Raw genomic sequence first — 20,462 nt, forward strand, 5'->3', positions numbered from 1 at the left:
AGCGGCATTCACCGCTTCCCTTCAGGACATATTGTGGAAGTTAATTGGGGGCTTTGGTCAGGTCTTCACCAAACCAGTTGTTCGAGAGGCTGGAGAGCGCGCCGTCGCTGTGCATCTGGTTGATGATCTTGTTTACTTCTGCAAGCAGGCTGTCAGCAGACAGGGTCGAGCCGCTATCCACCGCCGCGGCGAGGTCTTCAGAGTATACTGCTGAGCCGAGTTTAACCACCGGGAATCCGGCTGCAATATTGGCATTGACAACGGTTTCAGAGGTCACGTATCCAACAAAATCCTGGCGTCCCGCGGCAATTGCCTGGGCGCATTCCTGGTCTGTCGGAAGCGGGACGACTGTCACGTTGGGGGCTGTTGCATAGATCGATGACGCAGGCAGGCCAAGCCCTTCAATGTCATTGTTCAGCCACTGATCGTAGGTGGTGGCGGATCCGACGCACAGCGCCTGTCCCTCCAGGTCGGCGAGGGAGGAAAGTCCGGAATCAGCGCGGACAGCGATGACTGCGGGAGTGTAGTAGTACGGAACACTGAAGTTAAGAACCTGCTGGCGGGCAGTGGTGATGGTCATGGAACCGACGCTCAGGTCCCATTTGTCCGCCCAATTGCCGGCGGTGATGATATCCCAATCCGGAGTGGCAAAGCAGGTTTCCACGCCGAGACCTGCCCCAATGGCTTTGGCAACATCCACATCGAAGCCTTGCATCTCAGTTGAGGTGAGGGCATCGGATGGGCATTTTGTGTCGGCCGGGCGTGAGCCAGCTGTGTTGAGGAACGACTGGGGTTCGTAATTCGGGTCTGTGGAAACGAGGATGTAGCCGCGTTCCTGGATCGCCCCGAGCAGGTCGCTGGCTTGCGAGGCGCTGCCGCCGCCACACGCGGAAAGCACAAGGGAGGCCAGGACAAGCAGGCTTGTAAATGTAAGCAGTTTTTTCATTATCTCCTCCACGAGATATAAAAAATTTGGCAATTTTAGGATTGCCGCGAGATGCCGCCATCCCGCACCTTAAGCATAGACCATTTTCTGCATTTGTGCAAGGATTCTTTTACAGTATTCATAATGGTAAAATTGCATCATCCCATGAATTGGAGGCAGGTTCATGTCCGTGATATTCCCAAGCGAAGAATGGCTTAAGGGGCTGGAGGAAAAACTTAATTCCGATGAGCAGTATGCCGAGATTGCAAAAGACTGGGAGGGCGATCTGTTTTTCAATATCGAGCCGGCGGGGAATTTGAAGAAGCCGCTCACGTTCTATCTGGACCTATGGCATGGCAGGTGTCGAACAGTGGATTACAACCCCGATGCATCCGCCTATCCCAACCCGGCTTTCAAGATGAATGCGACCTATGACAATATCACCGCCGTGCTGACAGGGAAATTGAACCCGATGACTGCCATGATGACGATGAAGTTGAAGGTCAGCGGCAGCATGGGGTATATGATGCGCAACGTTCCGACTGTATTGGATTTCGTCCGCTGTGCACAGGAAGTGACGAAGGAAATTCTCTAGCCTGTCATTGCGAGGGCCTGGTTTCGATACGGACTTCGTCCTACTCAACCACCGGCCCTTGCAATGACAAAAAAGATATTATGCTCCCCATCCTAAAGATCAACCTTACGAATAGCACCACCGAAGAATTCACCATTCCCAAGAAATGGGAACGAGATTTTCTCGGTGGTGCATCTCTTGCTGCGCGGATTTTGTATCCCTATCTCACGAAAGAACTTGACCCGCTTTCACCCGAGTCTCCTTTGCTGTTTATCAACGGTCCGTTGGCTGGGACGAATGGTCCCACTACAGGACGCTTCGTGATCTGTGGAAAAGGCCCCGCCACGAATCTGTGGGCGGAGTCCAACATCGGCGGCTTTTGGGGACCTGAACTCCGTAGGGCTGGCTACGACGGCTTGTGGATCACAGGAAAAGCTCCCAGCCCTGTATACGTCTGGGTTGAAGATGGCAGGTTCGAGGTTCGTAGCGCAGCGCATGCATGGGGCAGGGATGTGTATCAGGCGCAGGATATCGTCAAAACGGAACTCGGAGTCAAAAGTGCGCGCGTCGCAGTGATCGGGCAGGCCGGCGAGCATGGCGTTTTGTATTCTTCCATTTGCTGTGACCACGGGCGCATGGCGGGGCGCACGGGCATGGGCGCGGTGATGGGTTCGAAAAATCTCAAAGCCGTGGCGGTGCATGGCACGCAGAAAATCGAAGTGACGGAAGAGTATGCGCGGTTGCGTTCTGAAGCGAACCGTACCTTGAAGCAGGATAACGAAGCCAAGGTAATGCACGAGCTTGGTTCGGCGGGTGTGGCGAATTATGCCGAGTATCTCGGCGCGATGCCCGCCAGGTATTATCACCAGGGCGGGTTCGCGGGCGTGGATAATATTTCGGGCGCGCGGATGACTGAGTCGATTCTGGTTGGCAGGAGCGCATGTCAGGGATGTGTGATCGCGTGCGGACGTGTGGTGGATATCGGCGACGGCACAAAACGCAAGGGACCTGAATACGAAACCGTTGCTGGCTTTGGCGCGAATCTGTTGATCGATGATTTGACGGAAGTGGTGCGCCTCGGCGAGCTGTGCGACAAATACGGATTGGACAGCATCAGCGCATCCAATACGATCGGGCTTGCGTTTCATCTTTTTGAACTGGGGAGGATCACGCTTCAGGATGCGGGCGGGCTGGCTCTTGAATGGGGAAGCTTTCTCGCCGCCCGACAATTGATTCACATGATCGCCAAGCGCGAGGGCATCGGTGACGTCATGGCGCGCGGTGCGCGTCAATTCGGTGCTGCATTTGGCGCGGAGGATGAAGCCGTGCAGGTGAACGGCCTCGAAGTTGCCTATCACGACCCGCGCGGTGTTTCAGGTATGGCGCTCTCGTACGCCACCAGTCCGCGCGGCGCGTGCCACAACCAGTCCGATTACTTCTTCGTGGATTTTGGACATACCTACGATGAAATAGGCATCGGTTATTACGAGCGTCAGGCGCACGCAGAGAAAGCCGCCAATGTGGCAAAGCATCAGGATTGGCGCACGCATTTCAATTCGATGCTGATCTGCATTTTTGCCAACGTCTCACCGCAAACACAAGTGGATTTGCTCAACGCCCAATTTGGTTTGGGGTGGACCATTCACGACCTGATGAAATCAGGCGAGCGTGCCTGGAATCTCAAGCGCGCCATCAACAATCGCATGGGATTGACCGCCGCGAATGACAAACTCCCCAAAGCCCTGCTTGCACCCTTGAAGGAAGGCGGCTCGGAAGGCTTCGTGCCAGACATCAAAGAGATGTTGTCTGCGTATTACCAAGCCCGCGGCTGGGATAACGAAACAGGCAAGCCAACCCGCGAGAAATTAATCGAATTAGGTTTGGAGGATGTGGCGAAGGATCTGTGGGGATGATTATGACATCTCCCGCTTTTTTCGCTGCTCGTTCAAGAAGGCGGTGGAGAACGAAAGCCCGGCCCCCGCAAACATGCCAAAGATGAGCATGAGCAGGGACAGGATGACCGCATTTGTTCGTTCATTGGCCTGGATGGGTCCCATCAAGGGGACGATGATGATGAACAGCACACCCTGTTAAAGGCCGATGATGCCCCCAGCCAGCGCGGACTCGGTCAGTCGGCGTTGCGGACTTTCGTTCTTCGAACGCGCCGTGCAGATATTCCCGACGCGCAGGGCGATCAGCCACGCCAGCGGAGTGACGCAAACGACAGCGGGGTAGCCGGCCCAGGTAACAATCAGCACGGAAGCCAGCCAGGGGATGAACTGGTGGATAGGCGTTTCGAAAATAGTTCGAAGATCAAGGTTGGGGGAGGACGCTGTCATGAAATATAATTTGAAACATAGCCGGGAGCAGGAAAAACCCGAAGCCAGAAAACTAATGGATTTTCCTTTTGATATTCATCGTGACCGCAGCTGTCGGCGCGGCATTGACTGTAGGGGCGATGGCTGTCGCCGGAAAATAATTGCATCCACCCGAACGCAGGTTTTATTTTAGTTTCCGCACCTCCGAAAAATCATCGAAACCGCCTTCGAAGAGCACGGCAGAGTTCCCATTCAGCGTCACCTCGAAGAACTCGAGCAAATACGCATTGACGATCTCGGTCACGCGCGCGCCGTTTAGCGGACCCTTCAACCCAAGTTGCGGGGCGATGGGCGAAAGCAGCGGCAGGTCGCTGAAATCGAAATGTTTGGTCCCTTCAATGCTGATGATGCCCCTGCTGTCCGAAACATTTGGATAAAACTGATCAAAGAGCCGATTGTTCTTGCTGTCGGGGATGTCTGCCCATGCCTGGCTGAACATGAAGAAAGACGGCTGGCTTACGCCGTTTTCGATCACTTCAGCGGAGACCGGCCGCATGAATGGGTCCATTCCCAGTACGGCTTGACAACGCGGGTCTGTGCCGCAGAATTGGATCGCCGCGCCGCCGCCTGTCGAATGTCCATATACGCCGACGCGGTTCAAATCCAGTCTTCCCCACCATCGGCCTCTTATATCCATAACGAGAATGGAGAAAAAATCCAGTGTATTGGACATGTCGCCCGCCCATTGATCGACCAATACGCGGGCCACAACTTCGTACTTGGGGTCGTCTGTATTTTCAGGCAGTGCATTGGGTTGATTGGGAGCCGCGGTCCCATCCGGAAACACAGTGACGACCGCGCCATAAGTGTGTTGAATTCCAATCACGACAAACCCGTGACTCGCCAGCTCCAATGCCTGACCCGAATTCTGTGCGTTGAATCCGTTCCAGCCGTGTGAGAAGAGGATGACAGGAAACCCGTCATTGCTGGTTGCCACGGTCGCATCCTGAAATGCGGGGATGTGCACCAACTCAAGATGATCGAGGAAAAAAGAAGGCAGGTTGATGTAGGTTGCGATGGCAGGCGCGTAAATTCCGGCATTTGACATCCATGGCGCTTGTTCATCCCCCGTGCTGATCTCTGCCGGATACCAAACCTGGACCATGAAGCGGCGCGGTTCGTCCCTGCCCGAGTACAATTCTGTTCGGGAGGGATCCGTCAACTCGTAGGTCATTGTGCCGACCGGATACGGTCCGCCGGGCGCGGAGATGCGCGGGACAGGCAGGAGGATGGGCAAGGCTGTCGAAACAGCGAGCAGGATCACGGCCAGGTACGAAGCGCGGGGTTTCCCATCCGAAGCGCTGTAGATTCTGGTCAAACTGCTCCAGGCAAGTATGGGTGCCAGTGTATAGAGCGGGATCATCTGCCAGCGGTATCCCTCGGCATAAAAATGGATCAGGTTGGCGATCAGTGCAAGGGCGGGAAGCAACTGTATCGCAAGCGGGCGCGGATGGCGCCAGAGCAGATAAAAGGCGAGCAGTAGTGAGATGGTAATTTCAAACGGACGCATGGATCATCCTTTCAAATTTGTGGCTGTCATTTTAAATGATTTTGCATAAAATAGCTGGCGGAGGCACAATGTTGTTTTTCATCCTGAGCATTTTTATTTCGGCATTTCTTTTGTTTCAAATCCAGCCGATGGTCGGTAAATTTATTCTGCCGTGGTTTGGCGGGACGCCGGCCGTCTGGTCCACGGCAATGTTATTCTTTCAGGTCATGTTGACGGGCGGCTATGCCTACGCCTACTGGCTGGTGAAACGACCGCGGCAGGGGTGGATCCATTTGGCGCTTTTGGGGATCATGACCGCGCTGCTTGCTGCGCTTGGGTTTGCATGGTCGTCCCCGATCACCCCCTCCGCTGACATGCGCCCCGTGGACGTGAGTTTTCCTGTATTCAAGATATTTTTTTTGCTGATGGCTTCCGTCGGGCTGCCCTACTTTGTCCTCGCCGCGAATGGTCCCTTAATGCAGGCATGGTTCAGCCGCATTTTCCCCGAACGGTCCTATGCGCGCTTGTACGCGCTGTCGAATGCCGGCTCACTGCTTGGCTTGCTGGCCTATCCTGTTCTGCTCGAACCCAGCCTCACCCTGCGGCAGCAGGGCTGGGCGTGGACGGCGGGTCTGGCGCTCTTTGTATTGGTGGCTGGCGTTTTAAGCTATCACGCACGTGCTGAGCAGGGCAGGATCATCGCCGTAGTCAGCGAAAAGCCGTCTGCATCGTTGCGGGTCATGTGGATTGTGCTCAGCGCAACCGCCTCCCTGTTTTTGCTCTCGGTTACCAATCAGATCTCGCAGGAGGTGGCGGTCATTCCATTTTTGTGGATTGTGCCATTAACCGTCTATCTCCTGTCATTCATTCTGGCATTTTCCGATTCACGCTGGTATGACAGGCGGTTGTACGCCCTGCTTTTCAGCATGGCAAGCCTCGCCATGCTCTGGGTGTTGACCCAAGCGGGCACCCTGAATGTGATCATGCAAATTGCCGTCTACACCATCCTGCTGTTCCTGGCCTGCATGATATGCCATGGCGAGTTATACCGCCTTCGTCCGCACGCCGACCATTTGACCTCCTTTTATTTGATGGTATCTGTCGGCGGTGCTGTGGGCGGGATTTTCGTCAACCTGGTTGCGCCCTTTATTTTCACGGGATATTGGGAGTTTTATCTCGCCTGGCTGCTTGCGATCACACTGCTGGTAGTCATGTTGCTGCCGCGTTCCTCCACGCACATCGGGACCCAGGCGCGCGCCATGAGCGTTTCATTTCTTCTCGGAGTTGCGCTTTTATCCCTCGGGTTGAACTCGTACCGGCGGGAGTTTTTTGCCGAACGGAATTTTTACGGTGTCATCCGCGTGCGGGAATGGGATGGGAATGCCAATGCGATGATCCACGGCATGACCGTCCATGGGATTCAATATACGGATGACCGCTCGCTGGATCCAACCACCTATTTTGTGGAGGATAGCGGCGTGGGATTGGTGCTGCTCAATCATCCCTTGCGCGGAAGCGGATTGCGTGTGGGCGTGCTGGGCCTCGGTGTGGGAACCGTTGCCGCGTACGCCGCCGACGGCGACGCGTACCGTTTTTATGAGATCAACCCGGTGGTGGTGCGGCTGGCGGAAGGGGAGGGCGGCTTATTTACGTTTTTGCAGGACAGCAGGGCGGATATCACCGTCGTTACAGGGGACGCGCGCATATCCCTTGAACAGGAACTTGCCGCAGGGGATGGACAAAATTTTGACGTGCTGATCCTGGATACGTTCAGCAGTGATTCGATCCCCGTCCATCTGGTCACAAAGGAGGCGCTTGCCCTTTATCTGGAGCACCTCGCAGCGGACGGTGTCATTGCCGCGCACATCTCGAACCGCCACCTGGACCTCCATCCCGTCTTCTGGCAATTGGCTCGGGAGTACCAGCTTGCGATCGTTCAGGTGAACAGGCCTGCAGCTGCGGCGGGGAGTACATTCCCCTCGGAATGGATATTGCTCTCGCGCAGCCCGGCCTTCTTTGAACTGCCCGGCATCAAGTCGGGCGCAGTTGCCTTCGATGGATATTCCACGTTCGTAAACTTGTGGACGGATGATTATAGTAATCTATTCCAGATACTAAAATAAGGCTCGCTAATACATCGCCAGACCGACCACTGCCACAAAATGCGCGGCGGCGGCGAGCAGCACGAAGATATGCCAGACTTCATGAAAACCGAATACGCCCGGTACGAAGTTGAATATCTTTGTGATGTAAACGACTGCGCCGAGCGTATAAACGATCCCGCCGATGATAAGCCAGGCCAGCACCCAGGCGGGCAGCGCTGCAAGCAATTGCCCGCTTGCGGCAACGCACAGCCAGCCCATGATGAGGTAAATGCCTGCGTTCAGCCAGCGCGGCACGCGGATCAGAAAGATCTTCACAACAATCCCGATGACTGCCAGCGACCAGATGATGCTCAGCATGCCCCACTTCCAAAACCCGTCAAAGGCGTTGACGCAGAACGGAGTATATGTCCCTGCGATTAAAACGTAGATCGCGGCGTGGTCAATTTTGCGGAAGATTTCCAGCGCCCTGTCCTTCACGCGCACCATGTGGTAGGTGGCGCTCGCCGAAAATAGAAAGACCAGGCTTACGCCGTAAATAACCAGCGAGACGACTTTGGCAGGCGTTCCCCACCCTACGATCAGCAAGGCAACCAGACCTGCCAGCGCCAGGATCGCACCGGCCCAGTGGGTCAGGCTGTTAATGGGTTCGCGCAATTTTTTTAACATTTGAAATTCCTTTCATTCCTTCTGCGCTTTAATCACCAGCAAGTGACTTGATTTTACTTCAATTATGTCAACATCCACTGCAAACCCTGAATGCGCCAGCTGTTCCTTGATTTTAAATTTTATGGATTCGTGCGCGCCATCCGGGCTCTCACCAGTGACTTTGAACAGCCAGGCCAGCAGCGGACTCTTGGGCCACGCCGCAAGCAGGGCGATCAGCCTGCCGCCGTTACGAAGGACTCTATGCGTCTCTGACAAAGTGCGCGCGTCAAATATGTATTCGCTTGGAAATGTGGCGACGACGCTGTCAAAGCTTTCATGTGGATAGGGCAGCGATTGGGCTATTCCGCGCGTCAGCTTGTGGGATGTGCCGATGCGCCGTTTCGCGAGTCTGCCCATTTGTCTGGATTCGTCCATCGCAACCGTGAATAAACCTCGGCCAAGCAGGCTGCGCTGCAAATGACCGGGACCATGTCCCAGCTCAAGGATGCGGGTCCCTTCGATAAGCGGAAAAACGCTGGAGACCCAGTCGTTCCACCTGCCGAAAGAAACGGTGGCGGCCACGAGGTCGTAGGCAAAGGCGAATGGATGGTACAGCAGGTGGAAGAAAAATCGCATGAAGCGTTGAACGAGTTTCATAAATAAAAAAGGGTTTGACGATCACGTCAAACCCTTGCCTTATGTGCGTGTCTGGTTATGCGGGAGTTTCGCCGCTGTCTTTCTTTGTCTTACTACGGACGGCGTCCAGGGCACCCTTGCCGCGTTCGCGTACTTCATTTGCAAATTCCGTGCCGCGTTCGCGAACTTCCTTGGTGAGTTCTTCTGCGCGGCGGCGGGCTTCGCGGGTGAGTTCTTCTGCGCGTGCGCGGGCTTCGGATGCGGCTGCTTCGGCGCGGGCGAGCGCCTCTTCGGCGGTGTGTGCGGCGCGGTCGCGCAGTTCGATCGATTTATCCTTGATCAGTGCGCGGGTTTCTTCGCCGGATTGAGGGGCGAAAAGCAGGGCTACGACGGCGCCGGTCAGTCCGCCAACGACAAATCCTACGAGAAAGGCTCCAAATTCATCACGGTCAGTCATGGTATTTCTCCTTTATTTTTAGTTTGATTGAGGAAGGCAAAGGCTATGACATTTGCCTGTTATTACTTGGGCTTGACACCTAATAATTCTAACATACGCTTCAAGCCGGCCAGATAGCCATTGAGCTTTATGACGGGCTCCACAACATTCTCTCCCAAAAATTCCGCTGTGCCTCGCAGGGTGTTGACGGTTTCGCTCGTGGCGTTCAGGATGGGGCGTACTTCGTTCTTAAGCAGGTTGATCAGGCTGGCGAGCTGGACGATGAGCACGATCAACGCCACGCCAATGACCAGGGATTCCAATGCCACGACGATGATGAAGATGTCACGGATCCTGTCTGTGGGGGCACTGGGCTGTAAAAGGGCATAAATTGCCCATCCAAGCAGGGCAAGGATGATGACGATCCCTGCAATGATGCCTGCAATGACCATCTTTTGCTTGCGTTCAGCCTCCCGCATGGCAGCGAGTTCTTCAGGAGTATGTGTTGGGGGAGTTTCGGGCTGTTGTGGTTGAAATGGTGTTGCCATGAATTCATTATAGCATTAATTATTTGCAAAAACCACTTTATTGCACATATTTTATTTTTTTTGACGGTGAGTGACGGTGAGTCTCGTTCCATTGATAACAAAAATCCCGCGGAATTGTTCCGCGGGATTTTTGTTATCAGCTTTTTCATTACCATACCCGTACCACCTGCCCGACATAGATCCTGTTGATGTCCTTGATCTGCGGGTTGAGCGTGATGAGAGCGTCCAGGGTCGTGCCGTAGCGGGCTGCGATCTTCTTCAGCGTGTCACCAGATTGCACAGTGTGGTGTGAGGCGCTTGCCGGCAGGTTGATGACCTGTCCAACGTAGATCAGGTTTGCATTGGTGATTTTGGGGTTGACAGCAAGGATGTCTCTGACGGTCACGCCAATTCGGTCTGCGATCTTGCGCAGGGTGTCGCCCTTTTGGATGGTGTAGGCGTTGCCGCTGACAGGGGGCGGTGAAGAGGGCGGAGGAACGGGGACTGCGGCGCCGCCCGGGACTGTGAGCCTCTGGCCTTCATAAATCAGGTTGTAGTTGTTGATGTCGTTGAGCGAGGCGAGCACGTCCATGCTGGTGCCGAAGCGGTTGGCCAGTGCCTTCAGTGTGTCACCACGGGCCACGACGTACGTTCCATAGCCGTTCCCGTTATCCCAGTATGCGCCGGGCAGAACAAGCGCCTGTCCTGCGTAGATGTACTGACCGAGACCAGGGTTGGCAAGCTTGAGCGCAGCGGTGGAGGTGCCGCATGCTGTTGCAATGGAGCCCAGCGTATCGCCTTTTTGGACCGTGTAACTGGTTCCGCACGAATAGGCGGAGGCTGTGCCCGTGAATCCCATCGAAGCGAAGAGCACGGCGATGAGTAAAAGGATTTGTAGAAAATTTTTGTTGAACATGGTGAACCTCTCTATCTGTAAAAAAATAAATCCGATGTTTTACAGACGCTCAAAAGCGGGAAAAGTTCCATGCAAAAAGAGAAATCATGGTCCGATTGGCTTGACCACGTTCACATCCGATGGCGTGCCTCCGAAGAGGCTGATATTTCTGCAGGATTGTTGTTCCACCCGTAATAACACCGTTTCGCTGGAGGCAACCTCCACCTGAATGATCGTATCCACCTTGTATTGCGAGTCGACCGTTAATTTCAATTTCACCTGATGTTGTGCGGGCAGGTTGTCGATGCAGCGTTTTTTATCTGGATGTTCGCGGTCTTCGTCGATGGCACGCAGCAGGGCGCAGGTATTGGGCAGGTCAACATTTCCCGTATTCTTGATGTTCACGTAGGCATTTGTCACCTCACCCATGCCATGCAGGATATCCAGCCCTGTATTGCATCCAAGGATGTCCAGTTCCACCGCCGGTGCAGAGACCGCTGTGAAAGTTTGCGTCGGAGACGGCGGCTCGAGCGGTTCGGTCGGCGATGGGATGTCTGTGTTTGTTGGGGAAGCAGGAATGACGCCGGGGGTGAAAGTATCAATGGACGGCGGCAATAGGATCAGAGGTGTGGCTGTTACAATGCCGGGGGTCCGGGATGGAATGGGTGTCCACACCGGGAATGGTTGAGGCGGAATTCCCCATGTGTCACAGGCGGCGAGGATAAAAGCGAGGAAAAGAAAAACAGGAATCTTTTTCATACATCCATTATACGCTTTGTGTGATTGTTTTCTTCTTAAGTTCATCCCAACTGGGCTCAACCAGAACAGAGCCGTCCGGGAAGATGATGGTCGGCACACTGCGGTTGCCCTTGTTGAGATTGATAACGAATTCCGCCGCTTGCGGGTTTTCCTCGAGCCCGACCCGTATGTATTCAATATCATGCGCTTCAAAGAACGCCTTTGCACTATGGCAGTCCGGGCAGTATTCGGTTGTATACATGACGATCCGGGGTGGGTGCATGGTGTAGAGATGGTTCAAGGGGATTCTCCGGGCCTCCTTGTCTGGGGATGTGTTATATCAGCGGGCCGATTCTTTTGCGGCATATTCAAGCATTGCGAATCCCGTATCGGTCATTCGCTTCAATTCGGACCCTGGAACTGCCCCGCCGTTCTCCAGTATTTCCAGCATTCTCATCAGTGACCCGCGTACACCGCTGGCACGGTGTGCCCAGTATGAATCAGCCGAGATTCTTTCAAGGCGGGCAAGCAGGAGTCGGAGGAGGGGAAGCGGTTCTTCATCCATATTAAAAAAACAGGCGCCTCCGGCGGGAGTCGAACCCATCCCATCCCCTGAATGGGGACAACCGCTGGCATAAAACAGGCGCCTCAGACAGGAGTCGAACCCATCCCATCCCCTGAATGGGGACAACCGCTGGCATAAAACAGGCGCCTCAGGCAGGAGTCGAACCCATCCCATCCCCTGAATGGGGACAACCGCTGGCATAAAACAGGCGCCTCAGGCAGGAGTCGAACCCACAACCTACTGATCCGAAGTCAGGCGCTCTATCCATTGAGCTACTGAGGCGTGAGCAAAATTATACACGATTTGCCCTGCGCATTGGTTTTATATAAGGCAAGCGGAGGTTTGCATGCATGCCGACCCGCGTGTTAGAATCACGTATCTCTTCCAAAAGGATGTTTGATGGCAGATATACAGGCATTTGGTGAACGTGTGATCGGTAACCTTGAGAAAGTGATTGTCGGGAAACGGCAGTCCATTGAGTTGATCGTGATCGGGTTGTTGTGCCAGGGGCACGTTTTGATCGAGGATGTGCCCGGCGTCGGCAAGACCATGCTGGCGCGCAGTCTGGCGCGTTCGTTGGATTGTGTGTTCAACCGCATCCAGTTTACGCCGGACATGCTCCCCAGCGACGTGACCGGCGTGTCCATTTATAACCAGCAGAAGAATAAATTTGAATTCCGCCCCGGCCCTATCATTGGGCAGATCATTCTTGCAGATGAGATCAACCGTGCCACGCCCAAAACGCAGGCCGCGCTGTTGGAGGCAATGGAGGAGCGCCAGGTGACGGTGGACGGTGTGACACATGCCCTGCCCAAGCCTTTCATGGTGCTTGCCACACAAAACCCGATTGAATACGAGGGCACCTTTCCGCTCCCTGAAGCACAGCTTGACCGCTTCCTGCTCCGCCTGCGCCTCGGGTATCCAAATATTGCAGATGAAGTCCGTGTGATGGATGACCAGCAGTTGAAACATCCGCTTGAGTCATTGAAATCCGTTGTAAAGCTGCGGGAGATTCTGCAGGCGGTTGATGCTGTCAAGGGTATTTATATCTCCCAGGTGATCAAGAGATATATCGTGGAATTAACCACGCGGACGCGCCAGAGTGCGGACGTGTATCTCGGCGCAAGCCCGCGCGGCAGCCTTTCGCTGGCTCGTGCAGGTCAGGCGCGGGCCGCCTTGAATGGGCGCGACCACGTTTTGCCGGATGATATCAAGGCGCTGGCGATACCTGTTTTGGCGCACCGTATCATCGTCAGCCCGGCGGCGCGTTTGCGGGACTTGAGTTCGGACCGCATTGTGCAGGAAATTGTGCTTGCCGCGCCTGTGCCTGGCAGCGCGTTCGCGCCTGAGCTTGTGAGGAAGAAGGCAAAATGAGAGCCGGGCGGATCTTTCTCGCCTTGTTGTTCGTTACCGGCCTTTTCGGAGCATTGGTCAACGGCGGCGCCATCTATTCGCGCTTTCTATATATCAGCGTTTTGTTGACGGTTTTTAGCTGGATTTGGACGCGCTGGGCGGCAAGAGGTTTGGGTTTAAGAAGAAGTGCACGCGTGCTGCGCGCCAATGTGGGGGATGTTTTCGAAGAGAGCTATGAAGTCCCCAATAACAGCCGTATCCCTGCCCCCTGGATCGAGGTCATGAATCGATCCGCGCTACCATTTGCAGCCGGTTCACGGTTGTTTACCTTTGTGCTCGGGCGTCAAAAACGCAGCTATCTGGCGCGAACATGGCTTACCCGCCGCGGCAGTTTTCAGTTGGGTCCCACACGGATCTCCACGGGCGATCCGTTTGGACTGTTCAGTGCAGGCAAGGTCTTCGCTTCTCTGGAAACGCTTGTTGTATTCCCTGTGATTCATGAAATCGCTTCGTTTCTATTCCCGCCCGGGCTTCTGCCTGGCGGACAGGTCATTCGCCGCAAATCCCACGATATTACCCCTCATGCTTCGGGTGTTCGCGAATATGTGCATGGCGACGCCATGAAACGTATTCACTGGCCCACAAGCGTACGCTCCAATCACTTGATGGTCAAGGAATTTGAGCAGGACCCACAGGCTGAAATTTGGCTATATCTCGATTCCCAGAAGGCGGTGCATTACGAAAAGCCTCATCAGCAGGATGAATTACCGCTGGATTCCATGATGTTTGTCAAGCGCCCGAAGTTCAGACTGCCGCCCTCCACCCTTGAATATGCCGTCAGCATCGCGGCATCGCTTGCACATTATTTCCTCGGCCAAAGGCGGGCGGTTGGCTATGTCAGTGCGGGGCAGACCTTTACCGTCCACCCTGCGGAACGAAGCGAAAGGCAGGAGACAAAAATTCTGGAAACACTTGCCTTCGTTGAGGCGAATGGAAGACTTTCGATTGCGGCTCTCGTTGCGGCGCAAGCCTCGCAACTTCCCCAGGGCTCCAGCGTCATCCTCATCACTCCGACGGTCCTGCCCGATCTTTTGCATGCCGTGGACGACCTGCAAATGCGCTATCTGCACCCGCTGGTTGTCCTGCTCGATATTGAAACCTTCGGCGGACCGCGCGGTACGGTCAGCCTTATCAATTCCCTGCGCGAGCGGCGTGTGCCCGTCACCGTCATTCGATGTGACGATGACCTGTCACAAGCGCTTTCAAAAATCCCATCAACCTTCAATTCACAGGATAAGCGTCCATGGCGAACTCCCGCATTGTCACAATAGATTTGAATTATCAAAATAAGACGCAAGCCATCGCGTCCTATTTGATTCGACATACCGGCGGGGCGGTCCTGATCGAAACCGGCCCGGGCTCGACTCTTCCCGCACTGCAAGCTGGTCTGGCAAACGAAGGATTATCTTCCCGTGATGTTACCCATGTCCTCGTCACGCACATTCACCTCGACCATGCTGGTGCGGCAGGCTGGCTGGCGAAGCAGGGCTCGCAGGTGTACGTCCACCCGAACGGTGCGCCGCATTTGATAAACCCCGAAAAACTCATTTCCAGCGCTACGCGCATTTATGGCGAAAAGATGGACCAGCTCTGGGGTGAGATTCTACCCGTTGCAGAGAACCAGCTCATAGTCCCGCAGGATGCGGAAGAGATCGTCATCGGCAATTTGCGATTTGTGGCGGTTAATACGCCCGGTCATGCGGAGCATCATTATTCCTATTTGTTTGAAGATTTGTGTTTTTGTGGTGATGTGGGCGGGGTGCGTATTCCGGGTTATGTTTATCTGCGCGCGCCGATGCCGCCGCCTGAATTGCATTTCGGGCGCTGGCATGAAAGCATAGCCCGGCTGAGGTCATTAAAATTCTCACGGATTGCGCCAACCCATTTCGGAATTTTCGAGGATGCAGCCTGGCAGTTGGACGAGATGGACAAGGCGTTGGCTGAGGTGGAAACGTGGCTGGAGATCGTGATGGCGAATGACCCGTCCATTGAGGAGCTGCGCGAGTCGTTCAGCATTTGGATGCAGGAACAGGGGCATGTGAAGAATTTGAGTCAGGATGTGATCCGTGCCTATTCTTTGGCGAACCCCGTTGCCATGAGCGCGGACGGGTTGATGCGCTATTGGAAGAAGTTTGGAGGCGCGTAATTTGTCATGCGGAATGCGTGATGCTTGAAACATGGCAAAACTGGACAAGAAGGATATACTTTCAATACAAGGAGTTAATTATGAAGGACTTTCTCGCGATATCGGATTATTCGCCGAACGAAATTCGGGATATGCTCGACCTTGCCATTAAGCTGAAAAAGGATTATTTCAAAAAAGGCAACAAGAAGATCTTCAAAGGCAGGGTGCTGGGCATGATCTTCCAGAAGCCAAGCCTGCGCACGCGCATTTCGTTTGACATGGCAATGCGTCATTGTGGCGGTGATGCGCTGTATCTTTCCCCGAACGAGATCGGTCTGGGCAAGCGTGAATCCATTGCGGATGTGGCGCGTGTGTTGTCGGGCTACGTGCAGGGATTAATGGCGCGTGTGTTTGAACATGAACATGTGCTGGAGCTGGCGAAATGGTCGGAAATCCCCGTTGTAAACGGCCTGAGCGATTACAACCATCCGTGTCAGGGCATGGCGGACGCGTTGACCATTATCGAAAAGTTCGGCAAAAAATCCAAAGGCTTGAATGTCAGTTACGTGGGGGATGGGAACAACGTCACGGTTTCGCTGATGCACGTTTCCGCGCTGCTCGGCTGGAATGTGACCGTCGGGTCTCCTGAAGGCTATGACATGAACCCCAAAGCAGTAGAGATCGCCCAAAATATTGCCAAGAAAACAGGCAGTACATTGACCTTCGTGCGTGATGTCCATGAAGCCGTGAAGGGTGCGCACGTCATCTATACTGACACCTGGACCAGCATGGGGCAGGAGGAGGAGACCGCAAAACGTGAGCAGATCTTCCCGCCCTATCAGGTCAATGCGCAACTGGTGGGCGAGGCGGATAAGGACGTGATTGTGATGCACTGCCTGCCCGCACATCGCGGGCAGGAACTCACGGATGAAGTTGCCGACGGCCCGCATTCAGTGATCTTCCCGCAGGCGCATAATCGCTTGCACGCGCAGAAGGCGATTCTGGCACGCGTGTTTGGTGTGGTGTAGTTGGCCCATATCGAAAACGACCGTTTACGGAAATGCAATCCATAGGCAGGATGGTTTCAATACGCCGTTCCGCGGCTGTTCAACCACCGCAATAATAGTAAAAGGTGAATATGGACACACAAGACTTTATCAAGATCGAAGAGCAATACGGCGCGCACAACTATCACCCGTTGGATGTGGTGATCGAGAAGGCTGAAGGCGTATGGGTGCACGATGTCGAGGGAAAGAAGTATCTCGATTGTCTTTCCGCATATTCGGCGGTCAATCAGGGACATGTTCACCCTGAAATCTTGAAGGCAATGCTGGATCAGGCGAAGCGCGTCACGCTGACTTCCCGCGCCTTCCGCAATGACCAGTTGCCGTTACTCTATAAAGAGCTCTCCGAGATGACGGGGTACGAAATGTCCCTGCCGATGAACTCAGGCGCGGAGGCGGTGGAGACGGCTGTCAAGCTGGCGCGCAAATGGGCGTACCAGGTCAAGAAGGTCCCGCGCCATCAGGCGGAGATCATCGTTGCCGGCAACAACTTCCACGGGCGTACTGTGACGATCGTTTCATTCTCCACCGAGCCGTCCTACCGCGATGATTTTGGTCCGTTCACGCCGGGTTTTGTCGTCGTCGAATATGGCAATGCGGATGCGCTTGAAAAAGCGCTCACACCAAATACGGCTGCAGTCATGCTCGAACCGATTCAAGGTGAGGCAGGCGTCATTATTCCGCCGGCTGGATACTTGAAGAAGGTTGCGGAAATCTGCAGGAAGAACAATGTGCTGTTCATGGCGGATGAAATTCAAACCGGTCTCGCAAGGACCGGGAAACTGTTTGCTGCCCATCATGAAGATGTCCGCGCTGACATCACCATTGTCGGCAAGGCGCTTTCGGGTGGTTTTTACCCTGTCTCTGCCGTGTTGGCAGACAAGTCCGTGCTGGGCCTGTTCCAGCCCGGTGAACATGGTTCAACGTTTGGCGGCAACCCGCTGGCGGCGGCGGTGGCGCGTGCTTCGCTGCGGGTGATCCGTGAAGAGAAACTGGCGGAACGTTCCGCGCAGTCGGGCACCTATTTCATCGAACAGTTGAGCGAGATACCCAGCCCGCATGTAAAGGAAGTACGCGGCAAGGGATTGTTGATTGGCGTCGAGCTCAAGTCTGAAGCAAAGGGTGCGCGCCGTTTTTGCGAGGCGTTGAAGGCGAAGGGGATCCTTGCCAAGGAGACCCATGATAACGTGATCCGTTTTGCGCCTCCTCTTGTCATTGATAGAGAGACAATTGACTGGGCGCTCCCGTCCATTCGGGAAGTGCTCAACATGACGTAACAAAACCGGACCCTGAAGGTTTTGTAACCTTCAGGGTCTTTTTATGGAGGCATATTATGTATATTGGAATTCCAAAAGAAAGCAGACCCTTCGAGTATCGCGTGGGTCTTTCCCCGGCCGGGGTGGAGATTCTGTCCCAGCACGGGCATCAGGTTTTTATTGAGCATGAGGCGGGGATGGGGGCAGGATTCAGCGACCAGGAATATGAACAGGCCGGGGCGCGCATCGCGTATTCTGCGGAGGAGGTCTATGGCAGGGCGGATTTGTTATTGAAAATAACCCGTCCATTGAAGCAGGAATTGGAATGGTTGAAAGAAGGAGCGATCCTTGCGGGCTTTTTGCATCTCGCTTCAAGTTCGCAGGACCAGATTGACTTGTTGCTTGAAAAGAAGATCACAGCACTTGCCTATGAGCAGATTGCTGATGCTTCGGGCGGTCTCTCTGTTTTGCGTCCGTTCAGCATGATCTGCGGCACAATGGTATCGCAGATAGCGGCGCGGCTCCTGCAGACCAACCGCGGCGGCAAAGGGATTTTGTTGAGTGGTTTGCCCGGCGTGCCCCCTGCAGAGGTTGTCATCATCGGCGGCGGAACGGTGGGAACATCTGCGACCAAGACCCTGCTCAGCACCGGCGCACATGTGACCATTATTGATAGGAGCATGCCGGCCTTGGAGAAAATTACCGAGCGTTTTTCCGGGGTTGTAACCATGATCTCGACCAAACGCAATATCGAACGTGCCACTGCCTATGCCGATGTGGTAATCGGTGCCGTGCTGGTCAGCGGCCAGCGTGCTCCCATCGTGGTGACCCGCGAAATGGTGCGGGCCATGAAGCCGCGCTCAGTGATCATTGATGTGAGCATTGACCAGGGCGGCTGTGTGGAAACATCGCGCCCGACGACGCACGATAACCCGACTTATCTGGAAGATAATGTGGTGCATTACTGTGTGCCGAACATTCCTGGCGTGGTTGCCCGTACTGCCAGCCATGTATTTGTCAATGCGGCCATCCCATACATTCGGGAGGTTGCGAATCAGGGCATTGATGCGGTGATGAAGAGTCATCCAAACATCGAAGCCGCCATCAACGCCCACGGCGGTAAACTGCTTCATCTACTGCGCCTGAGCGCCAGGGAGGAAGCGAAATGAATGCGGCAGGTATTTATCAGGAGCGTGTATCCACTGCCGAAGAGGCGGTCAAGGTCATCAAGACAGGAGACCGCATCTTTCTTACGGGAAATGTATCCGTCCCCCAAACGCTATTGGCTGCGCTGGTGAACCATGCCCCCAATGTGAAGGATGTGGAGATCTGCCAGGCATTGACAGTTGGTGCGGCGGATTATGTGGGCCCTGCAATGGAGGGGCATCTGCGCGTGAACTCCATGTTCATCAGTGCCAATATCCGCAAGGCGGTGCAGGAAGGGCGCGCAGATTTTACCCCCGTGCTGCTCTCCGAATTTCCCCTCCTGTTCAAAAATGGGATACTACCTGTGGATGTGGCGATTATTCATGTTTCTACACCGGATGAGCACGGCTTTTGCAGTCTTGGTGTGGAGGTTGGTTTGACCAAATCCGCTGCCGAATCGGCGAAGATCATCATTGCTGAGGTCAACGACAAGATGCCGCGCACGCTCGGCGATTCGTTCATTCACGTCAGCCGCCTGACACATATTGTGCCGGTTAATTATCCGATCCCCGAGCATAAAATGACATCCGATGGCAGCACAGATATCGTTGAAAAGATCGCGGGGCACGTTGCCGCCCTGATCCCCGATGGCGCTACCATGCAGTTGGGGATTGGTTCAATTCCCGATGCCGTCTTGAAGTTCCTCTCCGACAAAAAAGATTTGGGTATTCATACCGAGCTCTTTTCTGACGGCGTGATTGATCTGGTTGATGCCGGGGTACTGACCAATGCTCGTAAATCCCTGCACCCGGGCAAGATCGTGGCGGGCTTCATTCTTGGCACGAAGCGGCTGTACGAATGGGTGCATGATAACCCTCTGATCGAACTGCACCGCACTGAATATGTGAACGACCCGTTTGTCATTGCACAGAATGACCGCATGGTGGCGGTTAATTCCGCCATTGAAGTGGACCTTACCGGCCAGGTCTGTGCGGATAGCATCGGGCCGAAACTGTACAGCGGAGTCGGGGGGCAATTGGATTTTGTTTATGGCGCATCACGTTCCAAAGGCGGGGTGCCCGTCATTGCCCTGCCAAGTACAGCCGTCATGAGGGATGGTACCCAGATCAGTAAGATCACTGCCATGCTTAAGCAGGGTGCCGGCGTGGTGACAAGCCGCAATCACGTCCGCTTTGTGGTGACCGAGTATGGCGTGGCTGATCTGTATGGCAGGACCATCCGCCAGCGTGCGCAGGCCTTGATCAAGATTGCACATCCGCAGTTCCATGATGAGTTGAAAAAGCAGGCAAAAGAACTGAATTACATGTAGCAGAATCTACGGAAGGACGTGGATGGGAACGCCATTCCACGTCCTTTTATATCGTTAATCCTTGATAAATTTTTCCGCCTTGACAGTATGCGGTTTTTTACCTATTATCAATGCGCCCCGGCATAAGGAGTTGCATGCAAAAACCATCGCATAGATCTTTAACCTTGTTTCTTTTTATGATACTGTCGTATGCAGGCTATATTTGGCTGCGAGTT

The 20,462-nt window shown here is 54.4% G+C and carries 22 protein-coding genes and 1 tRNA gene; 10 read left to right on the top strand and 13 right to left on the bottom strand.

From position 1 onward, the window contains the following. Positions 1–40: 40 nt before the first annotated feature. On the bottom strand, positions 41–946 hold the full coding sequence (locus tag QY332_10900; protein WKZ38437.1) for a transporter substrate-binding domain-containing protein: 906 nt from the start codon (positions 944–946) through the stop codon (positions 41–43). A gap of 163 nt (positions 947–1,109) precedes the next feature. On the opposite strand from QY332_10900, the gene QY332_10905 reads away from it, so the two are divergent. Both QY332_10905 and QY332_10910 read left to right on the top strand, forming a co-directional pair. After that, complete coding sequence (locus tag QY332_10905; GenBank protein ID WKZ38438.1) at positions 1,110–1,520, top strand: SCP2 sterol-binding domain-containing protein; 411 nt, start codon at positions 1,110–1,112, stop codon at positions 1,518–1,520. 80 nt (positions 1,521–1,600) lie between these two features. Continuing rightward, positions 1,601–3,412, top strand: coding sequence for an aldehyde ferredoxin oxidoreductase family protein (locus QY332_10910; GenBank protein ID WKZ38439.1), 1,812 nt, complete (start codon positions 1,601–1,603; stop codon positions 3,410–3,412). Here QY332_10910 and QY332_10915 read toward each other — a convergent pair whose 3' ends face one another. From QY332_10915 to QY332_10925, 3 genes are all read right to left on the bottom strand, one after another. Continuing rightward, positions 3,413–3,583, bottom strand: coding sequence for a hypothetical protein (locus QY332_10915; GenBank protein ID WKZ38440.1), 171 nt, complete (start codon positions 3,581–3,583; stop codon positions 3,413–3,415). It abuts the gene before it with no gap. Positions 3,584–3,589: 6 nt separating this feature from the next. Further along, positions 3,590–3,838: a hypothetical protein gene (locus QY332_10920; protein WKZ38441.1), complete on the bottom strand. Its 249-nt coding sequence runs from the start codon at positions 3,836–3,838 to the stop codon at positions 3,590–3,592. Positions 3,839–4,001: 163 nt separating this feature from the next. Beyond that, the gene (locus QY332_10925; protein WKZ38442.1) at positions 4,002–5,387 is read right to left on the bottom strand and encodes a hypothetical protein; all 1,386 of its coding nucleotides are present in this window, start codon (positions 5,385–5,387) and stop codon (positions 4,002–4,004) included. A 68-nt stretch (positions 5,388–5,455) separates the two neighbouring features. Between QY332_10925 and QY332_10930 the strand changes: the two genes are divergently transcribed. Next, positions 5,456–7,489, top strand: coding sequence for a fused MFS/spermidine synthase (locus tag QY332_10930; protein ID WKZ38443.1), 2,034 nt, complete (start codon positions 5,456–5,458; stop codon positions 7,487–7,489). 6 nt (positions 7,490–7,495) lie between these two features. On the opposite strand, the gene QY332_10935 is transcribed toward QY332_10930, so the two are convergent. From QY332_10935 to QY332_10975, 9 genes are all read right to left on the bottom strand, one after another. Continuing rightward, on the bottom strand, positions 7,496–8,137 hold the full coding sequence (locus QY332_10935; GenBank protein ID WKZ38444.1) for a hemolysin III family protein: 642 nt from the start codon (positions 8,135–8,137) through the stop codon (positions 7,496–7,498). A gap of 12 nt (positions 8,138–8,149) precedes the next feature. Beyond that, entirely contained in the window at positions 8,150–8,773 is a 624-nt protein-coding gene (locus tag QY332_10940) for a methyltransferase domain-containing protein (protein ID WKZ38445.1), read from the bottom strand. Between the two features lie 55 nt (positions 8,774–8,828). Beyond that, positions 8,829–9,209 carry a YtxH domain-containing protein gene (locus tag QY332_10945; protein WKZ38446.1) on the bottom strand — a complete coding sequence of 127 codons (381 nt, stop codon included), beginning with the start codon at positions 9,207–9,209 and terminating at the stop codon, positions 8,829–8,831. Positions 9,210–9,271: 62 nt separating this feature from the next. Next, a complete protein-coding gene (locus tag QY332_10950) occupies positions 9,272–9,736 on the bottom strand; it encodes a hypothetical protein (protein WKZ38447.1) in 465 nt (154 codons plus the stop codon). A 148-nt stretch (positions 9,737–9,884) separates the two neighbouring features. Then, positions 9,885–10,631 (bottom strand): LysM peptidoglycan-binding domain-containing protein, encoded by a 747-nt coding sequence (locus QY332_10955; protein ID WKZ38448.1) that lies wholly within the window; start codon positions 10,629–10,631, stop codon positions 9,885–9,887. A gap of 84 nt (positions 10,632–10,715) precedes the next feature. Beyond that, positions 10,716–11,369 (bottom strand): hypothetical protein, encoded by a 654-nt coding sequence (locus QY332_10960; GenBank protein WKZ38449.1) that lies wholly within the window; start codon positions 11,367–11,369, stop codon positions 10,716–10,718. 7 nt (positions 11,370–11,376) lie between these two features. Further along, positions 11,377–11,649 carry a glutaredoxin domain-containing protein gene (locus QY332_10965; protein WKZ38450.1) on the bottom strand — a complete coding sequence of 91 codons (273 nt, stop codon included), beginning with the start codon at positions 11,647–11,649 and terminating at the stop codon, positions 11,377–11,379. A 39-nt stretch (positions 11,650–11,688) separates the two neighbouring features. Continuing rightward, positions 11,689–11,952, bottom strand: coding sequence for a hypothetical protein (locus QY332_10970; GenBank protein WKZ38451.1), 264 nt, complete (start codon positions 11,950–11,952; stop codon positions 11,689–11,691). Positions 11,953–12,122: 170 nt separating this feature from the next. Next, positions 12,123–12,195 (bottom strand) — tRNA-Arg (locus QY332_10975). A gap of 117 nt (positions 12,196–12,312) precedes the next feature. On the opposite strand from QY332_10975, the gene QY332_10980 reads away from it, so the two are divergent. The 7 genes from QY332_10980 to QY332_11010 all read left to right on the top strand — a co-directional run bounded on the left by QY332_10980 (position 12,313) and on the right by QY332_11010 (position 20,247). After that, entirely contained in the window at positions 12,313–13,287 is a 975-nt protein-coding gene (locus tag QY332_10980) for a MoxR family ATPase (protein ID WKZ38452.1), read from the top strand. Further along, complete coding sequence (locus QY332_10985; protein WKZ38453.1) at positions 13,284–14,597, top strand: DUF58 domain-containing protein; 1,314 nt, start codon at positions 13,284–13,286, stop codon at positions 14,595–14,597. Before QY332_10980 ends, QY332_10985 begins: the two co-directional genes overlap by 4 nt. Then, positions 14,570–15,472, top strand: a complete 903-nt coding sequence (locus QY332_10990; protein ID WKZ38454.1) for an MBL fold metallo-hydrolase — start codon at positions 14,570–14,572, stop codon at positions 15,470–15,472. The genes QY332_10985 and QY332_10990 overlap by 28 nt, the downstream gene beginning before the upstream one ends. Positions 15,473–15,552: 80 nt before the next feature. Next, positions 15,553–16,479, top strand: coding sequence for an ornithine carbamoyltransferase (gene argF, locus QY332_10995; protein WKZ38455.1), 927 nt, complete (start codon positions 15,553–15,555; stop codon positions 16,477–16,479). A 110-nt stretch (positions 16,480–16,589) separates the two neighbouring features. After that, positions 16,590–17,792: an ornithine--oxo-acid transaminase gene (gene rocD, locus QY332_11000; protein WKZ38456.1), complete on the top strand. Its 1,203-nt coding sequence runs from the start codon at positions 16,590–16,592 to the stop codon at positions 17,790–17,792. 56 nt (positions 17,793–17,848) lie between these two features. Continuing rightward, on the top strand, positions 17,849–18,940 hold the full coding sequence (locus tag QY332_11005; protein WKZ38457.1) for an alanine dehydrogenase: 1,092 nt from the start codon (positions 17,849–17,851) through the stop codon (positions 18,938–18,940). Further along, complete coding sequence (locus QY332_11010) at positions 18,937–20,247, top strand: acetyl-CoA hydrolase/transferase C-terminal domain-containing protein (GenBank protein WKZ38458.1); 1,311 nt, start codon at positions 18,937–18,939, stop codon at positions 20,245–20,247. The genes QY332_11005 and QY332_11010 overlap by 4 nt, the downstream gene beginning before the upstream one ends. Positions 20,248–20,462: the final 215 nt, after the last annotated feature.

It is taken from the genome of Anaerolineales bacterium, from assembly GCA_030583885.1.
GTDB lineage: Bacteria > Chloroflexota > Anaerolineae > Anaerolineales > Villigracilaceae > Villigracilis.

Excerpts from the sequence above, each read along its gene's own strand:
- QY332_10900 (WKZ38437.1), bottom strand. The coding sequence starts at position 946 with ATGAAAAAACTGCTTACATTTACAAGCCTGCTTGTCCTGGCCTCCCTT.
- QY332_10905 (WKZ38438.1), top strand. The coding sequence starts at position 1,110 with ATGTCCGTGATATTCCCAAGCGAAGAATGGCTTAAGGGGCTGGAGGAA.
- QY332_10910 (WKZ38439.1), top strand. The coding sequence starts at position 1,601 with ATGCTCCCCATCCTAAAGATCAACCTTACGAATAGCACCACCGAAGAA.
- QY332_10920 (WKZ38441.1), bottom strand. The coding sequence starts at position 3,838 with ATGACAGCGTCCTCCCCCAACCTTGATCTTCGAACTATTTTCGAAACG.
- QY332_10925 (WKZ38442.1), bottom strand. The coding sequence starts at position 5,387 with ATGCGTCCGTTTGAAATTACCATCTCACTACTGCTCGCCTTTTATCTG.
- QY332_10930 (WKZ38443.1), top strand. The coding sequence starts at position 5,456 with ATGTTGTTTTTCATCCTGAGCATTTTTATTTCGGCATTTCTTTTGTTT.
- QY332_10935 (WKZ38444.1), bottom strand. The coding sequence starts at position 8,137 with ATGTTAAAAAAATTGCGCGAACCCATTAACAGCCTGACCCACTGGGCC.
- QY332_10940 (WKZ38445.1), bottom strand. The coding sequence starts at position 8,773 with ATGAAACTCGTTCAACGCTTCATGCGATTTTTCTTCCACCTGCTGTAC.
- QY332_10945 (WKZ38446.1), bottom strand. The coding sequence starts at position 9,209 with ATGACTGACCGTGATGAATTTGGAGCCTTTCTCGTAGGATTTGTCGTT.
- QY332_10950 (WKZ38447.1), bottom strand. The coding sequence starts at position 9,736 with ATGGCAACACCATTTCAACCACAACAGCCCGAAACTCCCCCAACACAT.
- QY332_10955 (WKZ38448.1), bottom strand. The coding sequence starts at position 10,631 with ATGTTCAACAAAAATTTTCTACAAATCCTTTTACTCATCGCCGTGCTC.
- QY332_10960 (WKZ38449.1), bottom strand. The coding sequence starts at position 11,369 with ATGAAAAAGATTCCTGTTTTTCTTTTCCTCGCTTTTATCCTCGCCGCC.
- QY332_10970 (WKZ38451.1), bottom strand. The coding sequence starts at position 11,952 with ATGGGTTCGACTCCCGCCGGAGGCGCCTGTTTTTTTAATATGGATGAA.
- QY332_10980 (WKZ38452.1), top strand. The coding sequence starts at position 12,313 with ATGGCAGATATACAGGCATTTGGTGAACGTGTGATCGGTAACCTTGAG.
- QY332_10985 (WKZ38453.1), top strand. The coding sequence starts at position 13,284 with ATGAGAGCCGGGCGGATCTTTCTCGCCTTGTTGTTCGTTACCGGCCTT.
- QY332_10990 (WKZ38454.1), top strand. The coding sequence starts at position 14,570 with ATGGCGAACTCCCGCATTGTCACAATAGATTTGAATTATCAAAATAAG.
- argF (WKZ38455.1), top strand. The coding sequence starts at position 15,553 with ATGAAGGACTTTCTCGCGATATCGGATTATTCGCCGAACGAAATTCGG.
- rocD (WKZ38456.1), top strand. The coding sequence starts at position 16,590 with ATGGACACACAAGACTTTATCAAGATCGAAGAGCAATACGGCGCGCAC.
- QY332_11005 (WKZ38457.1), top strand. The coding sequence starts at position 17,849 with ATGTATATTGGAATTCCAAAAGAAAGCAGACCCTTCGAGTATCGCGTG.
- QY332_11010 (WKZ38458.1), top strand. The coding sequence starts at position 18,937 with ATGAATGCGGCAGGTATTTATCAGGAGCGTGTATCCACTGCCGAAGAG.